Source organism: uncultured Phenylobacterium sp., from assembly GCF_902826855.1.
Classification (GTDB): Bacteria; Pseudomonadota; Alphaproteobacteria; order Caulobacterales; family Caulobacteraceae; genus Phenylobacterium.
In genome coordinates, this window is record NZ_CADEGK010000040.1 from 1 (window position 1) to 6,932 (window position 6,932).

A 6,932-nucleotide genomic window follows, 5' to 3' on the forward strand; every position below is an offset into this window, starting at 1 on the left:
GCCGAACCCGTGCTAACTGACGCGTTTGATCGCATCGTCGATCACGCCGGGATCGCGCACAGCCGCCACGGCCAGGGCGGCGGAGAGCCACCTGGGCGCGTGGCGCGTCCGCTCGGTGATTTCCTTGGTCTCCGGCGTAGCCCCCGTGAGGACCGGGCGGCGCTTGTCCCAGCGGGCGCGCGACATCTCGCGCGCCGCGCCGCCCACCGTGTAGACCGGCTGGCGGGTGGGCCACAGCGCCTCGTAGCGGGCGAGCAGGTCCTCCTTGTAGGCGGCGGCCAGATCCGGATCGGCGATGGTCGCCGCCAGCTTGCGCAGGCTGGCCTTCAGAGCCGTCTTTCGCTCCGGCGTGTCGAGCGGCTCGGCCGCCTCGCGCTCGCGGCGGAACAGGGCCTCGACGAACGGCGTCGTCCGCGTCAACTGGGCCTTCAGCACCGCCGCGCCCTGCTCGCGCAGGACGTCGTCGGGATCCTTGCCGCCTTCCACGATGGCGAACTGCAGGCTGCGGCCGGCCTTGAGCAGCGGCAGCGCCCGGTCCAGCACGCGCGCCGCAGCCGCCTGCCCGGCGCGATCGCCGTCAAGGCACAGCGTCGGCTCGGGATGGTGCCGCCACAGCACCTCCATCTGCTCCTCACCCAGCGCGGTGCCCATGGCGGCCACAGCGGCGACGCCGGCGCGCTGGCAGGCGATGACGTCCATGTAGCCCTCGACCACCACCAGCGGCGGGGCCTCGTCGGCCTTGGCGGCGGCGATGATCTTGCGGGCCTCGGAGAGGCCATAGAGCTGGTGGCCCTTGTGGAAGACCACCGTTTCCGGGCCGTTCAGGTACTTGGCGCGGGCCTGCGGATCCATCGCCCGGCCGCCAAACGAGATCACCCCACCCCGCGAGTTCAGGATCGGGAACATGATCCGGTCGCGGAACCGGTCGTAGGGGGCCCCGCCCTCCTCCGGCGCAATCAGGAGGCCTGCCTCAACCAGCTCGCCTGGCCGGGCGCCCTTGGCGACGAGGTAGTCCTTCAGCGCCGTCCGACCGCCAGGTGAAAAGCCCAGGCGGAAGCGGCTCCATTCGCTCTCCGGCAGGCCGCGGCCTTCAAGATAGGCGCGGGCCTCGCGCCCGGCCGGCCGTTTCAGCTCGCCCTCGAACCACTGCGCCGCCAGCTCCAGCCAGTCGGCCAGCCCCTGGCGCACCTTCTCCTGCTCGGCCCCGCGCGGGTCGACGGCCGGCAGGGGCACGCCCGCCTCCCCCGCCAGCCGCTCCACGGCCTCCGAGAATGAGAGACGCTCGGTCTCCTGCAAAAAGGTGATCAGGTCGCCCGTCTTGCCCGACGAGAAATCGAAGAACATGCCCTTGTCGTCGTTCACGTAGAACGACGGGGTCTTCTCCTTCTGGAACGGCGACAGGCCCACGTACTCGCGGCCCTGCTTGCGCAGCTTCACAGTCCGGCCGATCACATCGGACGGCCGCAACCGCCCTTTGATCTCCTCCAGAAACCGCTCGTCAAACCTGCCGACCATCCGACTCACCTGTCGTCCTTGGCAGCTGGCCCACTAGGTGGCCTGTGGGCGCAATTGGGACGAGGCTGTTGATAGGCTGTGGATGTGGCAGATTTGGACGTGGGTCCTACTTCGCGGCGTCCATTAGGCCCGCGAACCGCTCGAACAAGTAGAGGCTGTCCGTGGGGCCGGGCGATGCCTCGGGGTGGTGCTGGACGGAGAAGACGGGGCGGTCCTTGAGGGCCAGGCCGGCGTTGGTGCCGTCGAAGAGGGAGACGTGGGTTTCCATCACCGGCTCGGGCAGGCTGTCGCGATCGACGGTGAAGCCGTGGTTCATGGACACGATCTCGACCTTGCCAGTGGTCAGGTCCTTCACCGGGTGGTTCGCGCCGTGGTGGCCCTGGTCCATCTTCACCGTTGCGGCGCCCAAGGCGCGCGCCAGCATCTGGTGGCCCAGGCAAATGCCGAAGACCGGCTTGCCACTGGCGACCAGCTTCTGGATCTCCGGCACCGCATATTCACCGGTCGCGGCCGGGTCGCCGGGGCCGTTGGAGAGCAGCACGCCGTCCGGGTTGCGCGCCAGGATCGCCTCGGCCGAGGTCGAGGCCGGCACCACCGTCACGCGCGCGCCCACCGAAGTCAGCGCCCGCAGGATGTTGCGCTTCACGCCGTAGTCCACGACCACAACCTCGTACTTGGGCGTCCCCGGCTTGGCGTAGCCCTCCGGCCACGACCACAGCCCCTCGTCGTAGACGAACGGCTGCAGGCAGGAGGCGTCCTTGGCCAGATCCAGGCCTTCCAGGCCCGACCAGGCGGCGGCCTTGGCGGCGAGCGCGTCCAGGTCGAACTTCCCGTCCGGATTGTGGGCGATGACCGCGTGCGGCATGCCCTTCTCGCGGATCGCACGGGTCAGAGCGCGGGTGTCGACGCCGGCCAGGCCGATGACGCTGCGCCGGGCCATCCAGCTCGCCAGGTCCGAGTCCGACCGCCAGTTGGCCGGCGGGGTCGGCAGGTCGCGGAAGATCGCACCCCGCGCGGCAGTTTCCGCCGAGCCAGACATCTGCTCGCGGTCCTCGATGTTGGTCCCCACGTTGCCCACGTGCGGGAAGGTGAAGGCCACGATCTGGGCCATGTACGACGGGTCGGTCAGGATTTCCTGGTAGCCGGTCATGGCGGTGTTGAAGCACACCTCGCCCACCGCCTCGCCCACCGCGCCGACGCCGGCGCCCTGCAACACGGTCCCGTCGGCCAGCACCAGAACACCGGTGACGCCAGGCAGCAGATCACGGCTCATGGGAGAATCCTTACGGTGAGGGCAAACGGCCGCGTACCTAGTGGTCAGCCCGGGGCGGGTCAATGCACGGAAGCTTGCGGCGTTTTCACTGGAGCCCATCGGGGGGATAGGTCAATGGCCGTGCGATGAAACACCTGCTCGTGGCTCTCGCGCTCCTGTTCGCGCCGGTCGCTGCCCACGCCGCGCCAGCGGACCTCGAGGCGGCGCTGGCCCACGCCATGGCGGACGCCAAGGTCCCGGCCATGGGCGCACTGGTGATCCGCGCGGGCCAGGCGAGCGCACCGGCTGTGCGCGGCGTGCGCCGCCTGGGCGAGGCGGATCCGGTGCGGCCCGGCGACCGCTGGCTGCTGGGCTCCGACGGCAAGGCCATGACCGCGACCCTGGTCGCGAGGCTGGTCGACGAGGGCAAGCTGTCGTGGACGACGCCCTTGGCCCAGATGCTGCCCGACCTGGCCGCCGGCATGCAGCCGGCGTACCGCACCGCGACCCTGGAGGACCTGCTGTCGCACCGCGCCGGCCTGCCCGAGAACCTGGGCGACGAAGCCTACTTCAAGAGCCTCTACGACGACCCGCGCCCGCCCGCCGCGCAGCGGCTGGCCTACATCACCCGCGCGCTCGCCGAGACGCCGGCCGGCCCGGCGCGCGATGAGCCCCGCTACTCGAACACCGGGTTCCTGATCGCCGGGGTCATCGCCGAGCGCGTCGGCGGCAAGCCCTACGAAGAGCTGATGGTCCAGAAGCTGTTCAGGCCGCTGGGCATGACCTCCGTCCGATTCCTGCCATGGCGCGGGCCGGGGCCGGTGGGGCATGTGGACGGTCGCGTCGCGCTGCAGAAGTTCGATCCGAACCCGCCGATGCTGGATCCCGCGGGAGGAGCCTCGATGTCGCTGAGCGACTGGGCGCGCTTCTGTGTGGATCAACTCGCCGGAGCGCAGGGCCACGGCCGACTGTTGCGGCCCGAGTCCTATCGCCGCCTGCAGAGCGGCCACGACGGGGGGTTCGGCTCCGGCCTGGGCTGGGGGGTCGGCAAGAAGATCATGGGCCGCCAGGGCCCGGCGCTGACCCACGCCGGTTCGGACGGCGCCTGGTACGCGCTCGTGGTCCTATTGCCGCAGAGCGGCAACGGCGTCCTGGTGGTCGCCAACGCGGGCGACAGCATGGGCGGCGACGCCGCCGCCGCTACGGTGGTGCGGGACCTGATCCCGTCCCTGGCGCCGCCCGCAGTTCAGGAGGGAAAATGACCAGCTACAGCGACCCCGACCGCCAGGCCTGGGAGGTCTTCAAGGGCCTGCCGCGCGACCAGCCGATCCAGATGCTGAACCTGATCCGGCTGAAACCGAGGGCGGAGTATCCGGAGGGCCACCCCGACCACGGGCGCGACCTGTCCGGGGCGGATGCCTACCGGGCCTACGGCCGCGCGATCGGCCCCGTGTTCGAGAAGCTGGGCGCCCGCCAGGTCTGGGCGGGCGTGCCGCAGGTCATGGTGACCGGGCCGGCGTCGGAGGGGTGGGAGCTGGCGTTCATCGCCGAGTATCCTAGCACGCAGGCCTTCATCGACATGGTGCGCGACCCGCACTACCGCGAGCAAGTCGTGCCGCATCGCACCGCCGCCGTGGCGGACTCGCGGCTCCTGTGCCTGTCGCCGCTGGCGGGCGACGGAGACCTCGGACACTAGGCGGAAAACGAGGGCGTTTTGGCATTTCGGCCGGCGCCCATCCGCGGGAAAACGCCGCCATGCTAGCGCTCCGCCCGAACTGCGAGTGCTGCGACCGCGATCTGCCGGCCGACAGCCCCCTCGCCCGCATCTGCACCTTTGAGTGCACCTTCTGCGCCGACTGCGCGGAGACGCGCCTGGGCGGGACCTGTCCCAACTGCTCGGGCAACCTGGTCGCGCGCCCGATCCGCCCGCCGGCGGCGCTGGCGCGCTTCCCAGCCTCGACCGAGCGCGTGACGAAGCCTCACAAGGCGTGCGCCGCCTAAGCGTCCAGCGGCTCCAGCGCCGCGCCCATGGCCGCGAGCAACGCCTCCACGCGGATGGGTTTGGGCAGGTGGCCGTCCGCCCCCGCCGCCGCGCTGGCGGCCCGGTCGTCGGGGCTGGTATTGGCCGAGAGCACGATCGTGGGCGTGCGCGGGCGACCCTCCGCCTGCTCCTCCGCCCGGATCGCCCGGATCGCCGATAGCCCGTCGGTGACCGGCATTCGCAGGTCCATCAGCACCACGTCGAACCCGCCGCTGCGCCAGGCCTCCACCGCCTCGAAACCGTTCTCGACCGTCACCACCTGACAGCCGGCCGCCTCCAGCATCAGCGCGATGACCTTGCGGTTCGTGGGGTTGTCGTCGGCGGCGAGCACGCGCACCGGCCGGTCCGGCGCCCCGCCGCTCGTCTCCGGCGCGAGGTCGGCATCGCCGTAGTCCAGGAGGCCGTTGACGAGCCGGTCCAACTGGCGCGCCGCAGCGCGGATGTCGGCCACCAGCACGCGCTGGGCCGGCGCCAGGTCGGTGGCGTCGAGCGCCTCGGCCAGCCCCGCCACGCCGTTAAGCGGCGTGCGCAGTTCATGGCTCATGTCGGCGAGGAACTCGGCCTTGGCGCGCTGGGCCGCCGCAGCATGAGCCAGCGCCTGTTCCAGCGCGGCGGCCTGGCGCTTCAGTTCGGTGATGTCGACCCGCAGGCCGATGACGCCGCCGTCCGACGTCCGCCGCTCCTCGATCATCAGCCAACGTCCGTCGGCCACCTGCTGCTCGTGGCGGTCGCCGGTGGCGGTGGCGAGCTTGGCGGCGCGGGCGGCGAGCCAGGCCTCCTCGCGGCCGACGGCGTCGGGATAGTCCCCGCGCGCCACGCCCACTCGCAGCGTGTCTAGCAAGCTCGCGCCCTCGCGGAACAGGTCGGCGGAGCGGTGGTAGATCTCGGCGTAGCGGCGGTTCCAGAGGACGTAGCGGCCCTCCGCGTCGAGGAACACCACGCCCTCGGGGATCGCGTCGATCACGTCGCGCAGGCGGGCTTCAGCCAGGGCAGCCTCGGCGCGCGCCTGCACAACTGCGCCGCCACCGAACAGTCGCGCGGCCCAACTCCTTAGTCCGCCCGCTCCCATCGCCGCCTCCGAATCGCCGGCCGCCAGGATGCGGATGGCAGCCTGCTTAACGGTGACATTCCCCCTCCACCCCAGGAAATCCGCATCGGCGCCCTGGCGGCTGGCAGCAGGCGCCCGACGATTGCGCAGCCGCCCCGCGGGGCCGTATGAGCGCGCATGCGCATCACGACGGTCGGCCTCGATGCCGACGACACACTCTGGCACAACGAGACGATCTTCCGCCTGACCCAGGATCGCCTGCGCGGCCTGATGGCCGGCCACGCCCCAGCCACCGTGCTGGACGCCAAGCTGGCCGAGGTGGAGGCGCGCAACCTACGGCTCGACGGCTACGGGGTGAAGGGCTTCACCCTGTCGATGATCGAGACGGCCATGGAGCTCACCGGCAACGCGCCCCCGGGCCGGCTGATCGCCGACATCCTGGCGGCGGGGCGCGAGATGCTGCAGGAGCCGGTGGAGCCGTTGCCGGGGGTCGAACACGCCCTGGCAGAGCTTTCCCAGCACTACCGCCTGGTGCTGATCACCAAGGGCGACCTGCTGCACCAGGAACAGAAGCTGGCCGCCTCGGGCCTCGGCGACCTGTTCGCGGCCGTCGAGATCGTCAGCGAGAAGGACGCCGCCACCTACGTCCGCGTGTTCGACCGCCACGGCACCGGCGCGGCGGAGGCGGTGATGTGCGGCAATTCCATGCGCTCCGACATCCTCCCGGCGCTGGAAGCCGGCTGCTGGGGCGCGTACGTCCCCTACTCCATCACCTGGGCCCACGAACTCGCCGACCCCCCAGCCGACCACCCCCGCTGCACCGAACTCCCCAGCATCTCCGGCCTGCCGGCGTGGGTGCGGGGACTCGGCTAAGGTTGGAACCACGGATTTCACCGATTTCCACGGATTATTCAGAGCGCGAAGCGCTCGATTTGGGCGCTCGGCGCACCGAAGTTGATCAGCAGCCCAAGCCGAAGGCCGGATGCGCGCAGGTAGTTGATCAACTGCGCCCGATGCTCGGGCGCGATCGCGCGCGCAGACTTCAGTTCTACGATGATCCGCTCGTAGCAAACGAA

At 70.9% G+C, this 6,932-nt stretch carries 8 protein-coding genes; 4 read left to right on the forward strand and 4 right to left on the reverse strand.

From position 1 onward, the window contains the following. Nucleotides 1-12: 12 nt before the first annotated feature. Together dnaG and carA are read right to left on the reverse strand one after the other, a co-directional pair. The gene (gene dnaG, locus QZV94_RS07895; RefSeq protein ID WP_293677292.1) at nucleotides 13-1,515 is read right to left on the reverse strand and encodes a DNA primase; all 1,503 of its coding nucleotides are present in this window, start codon (nucleotides 1,513-1,515) and stop codon (nucleotides 13-15) included. A 106-nt stretch (nucleotides 1,516-1,621) separates the two neighbouring features. Next, nucleotides 1,622-2,788, reverse strand: a complete 1,167-nt coding sequence (gene carA / locus QZV94_RS07900) for a glutamine-hydrolyzing carbamoyl-phosphate synthase small subunit (RefSeq protein WP_293677265.1) — start codon at nucleotides 2,786-2,788, stop codon at nucleotides 1,622-1,624. Nucleotides 2,789-2,913: 125 nt separating this feature from the next. Between carA and QZV94_RS07905 the strand changes: the two genes are divergently transcribed. The 3 genes from QZV94_RS07905 to QZV94_RS07915 are packed head-to-tail and all read left to right on the forward strand — an operon-like array spanning nucleotide 2,914 to nucleotide 4,768. Further along, nucleotides 2,914-4,029 (forward strand): serine hydrolase, encoded by a 1,116-nt coding sequence (locus QZV94_RS07905; RefSeq protein ID WP_293677266.1) that lies wholly within the window; start codon nucleotides 2,914-2,916, stop codon nucleotides 4,027-4,029. Continuing rightward, entirely contained in the window at nucleotides 4,026-4,463 is a 438-nt protein-coding gene (locus tag QZV94_RS07910; protein WP_293677267.1) for a DUF1330 domain-containing protein, read from the forward strand. The genes QZV94_RS07905 and QZV94_RS07910 overlap by 4 nt, the downstream gene beginning before the upstream one ends. A 59-nt stretch (nucleotides 4,464-4,522) precedes the next feature. Beyond that, nucleotides 4,523-4,768, forward strand: coding sequence for a DUF1272 domain-containing protein (locus QZV94_RS07915; RefSeq protein WP_293677268.1), 246 nt, complete (start codon nucleotides 4,523-4,525; stop codon nucleotides 4,766-4,768). On the opposite strand, the gene QZV94_RS07920 is transcribed toward QZV94_RS07915, so the two are convergent. Next, nucleotides 4,765-5,820, reverse strand: coding sequence for a response regulator (locus QZV94_RS07920; protein ID WP_293677269.1), 1,056 nt, complete (start codon nucleotides 5,818-5,820; stop codon nucleotides 4,765-4,767). The genes QZV94_RS07915 and QZV94_RS07920 overlap by 4 nt on opposite strands. 213 nt (nucleotides 5,821-6,033) lie before the next feature. Between QZV94_RS07920 and QZV94_RS07925 the strand changes: the two genes are divergently transcribed. Continuing rightward, entirely contained in the window at nucleotides 6,034-6,729 is a 696-nt protein-coding gene (locus QZV94_RS07925; protein WP_293677270.1) for an HAD family hydrolase, read from the forward strand. A 38-nt stretch (nucleotides 6,730-6,767) separates the two neighbouring features. Here QZV94_RS07925 and QZV94_RS07930 read toward each other — a convergent pair whose 3' ends face one another. Continuing rightward, on the reverse strand, nucleotides 6,768-6,914 hold the full coding sequence (locus tag QZV94_RS07930; RefSeq protein WP_367254193.1) for a GxxExxY protein: 147 nt from the start codon (nucleotides 6,912-6,914) through the stop codon (nucleotides 6,768-6,770). Nucleotides 6,915-6,932 lie beyond the last annotated feature (18 nt).

Coding starts and splice junctions, on each gene's coding strand:
- dnaG (WP_293677292.1), bottom strand. CDS start 1,515: ATGGTCGGCAGGTTTGACGAGCGGTTTCTGGAGGAGATCAAAGGGCGG.
- carA (WP_293677265.1), bottom strand. CDS start 2,788: ATGAGCCGTGATCTGCTGCCTGGCGTCACCGGTGTTCTGGTGCTGGCC.
- QZV94_RS07905 (WP_293677266.1), top strand. CDS start 2,914: ATGAAACACCTGCTCGTGGCTCTCGCGCTCCTGTTCGCGCCGGTCGCT.
- QZV94_RS07910 (WP_293677267.1), top strand. CDS start 4,026: ATGACCAGCTACAGCGACCCCGACCGCCAGGCCTGGGAGGTCTTCAAG.
- QZV94_RS07915 (WP_293677268.1), top strand. CDS start 4,523: ATGCTAGCGCTCCGCCCGAACTGCGAGTGCTGCGACCGCGATCTGCCG.
- QZV94_RS07925 (WP_293677270.1), top strand. CDS start 6,034: ATGCGCATCACGACGGTCGGCCTCGATGCCGACGACACACTCTGGCAC.